Raw genomic sequence first — 360 nt, 5'->3', positions numbered from 1 at the left:
GCTGATGGGCGCACTGGCGTGGGGATCCTGCACGGCGCAGGCCGAAGAGGCGCGGCCGCCAGTCGCCGACAAGGTGGTGGCCTACCAGGGCCAGCAGGGGCTCAAGGTCTGGACCCTGCGTATCGGCGAAGCGGCGGCCGGCGAAGCGCTGTTGCAGGTCGAAGGTCTGGACCCCGCCTGGGACCGCCTGATCCACAAGGTAAAGGTGGAAAAGAGCGCCAGGGACAGTCGCTACTCCACCGAACTGAACGGCAGCAAGTATGTGATCCTGATCGTGCGCGACGGCTGGGGCGAGCTCTACCTGCCCGGCGAACAGCAGACGCGGCAGGTCGCCTATAGCGAGTCGCTGTCGTCCGCAGG

Annotated in this window: 1 protein-coding gene; it reads left to right on the top strand. The window is 67.2% G+C overall.

Going from position 1 to position 360, the window contains the following annotated elements:
- Positions 1–360, top strand: a 360-nt coding sequence (locus tag ACLJNW_RS23655; protein ID WP_410961148.1) for a hypothetical protein, incomplete at both ends; no start/stop codon positions are given.

Origin of the sequence: Salmonella sp. SAL4457, from assembly GCF_046548235.1 — a bacterium.
In the GTDB taxonomy this organism is placed as follows: domain Bacteria; phylum Pseudomonadota; class Gammaproteobacteria; order Enterobacterales; family Enterobacteriaceae; genus Salmonella; species Salmonella enterica.
Note: the sequence above shows the minus strand (reverse complement) of the source record. Positions and strands in the feature narration are given on the sequence as shown.